At 60.9% G+C, this 233-nt stretch carries 1 protein-coding gene; it reads left to right on the plus strand.

Going from position 1 to position 233, the window contains the following annotated elements:
* Positions 1 to 47: 47 nt before the first annotated feature.
* The coding region (locus SB771_RS37300; RefSeq protein WP_410722317.1) for a transposase at positions 48 to 233 on the plus strand (186 nt) is incomplete at its 3' end.

A 233-nucleotide genomic window follows, 5' to 3' on the forward strand; every position in this document is an offset into this window, starting at 1 on the left:
CTAAAGGTCTTGGGAGTATCGTGTCCACCTAACGAATAAGCGGACACGTGAACACTATCTTCGAAGAAGGCGCGCCCTCCGAACGCCGACGCCGGCGACGCTACAGCGAGGAGTTCAAGGCCGGGGTCGTAGCTGCCTGCCATGGAACCGGAGTATCCGTCGCAGCCGTCGCGCTGGAACACAGGCTCAACGCAAACCTCCTGCGACGCTGGATCGATCAGGCAGAAGGCAGG

Source organism: Burkholderia sp. SIMBA_051, assembly GCF_046534915.1.
Lineage (GTDB): Bacteria > Pseudomonadota > Gammaproteobacteria > Burkholderiales > Burkholderiaceae > Burkholderia > Burkholderia ambifaria.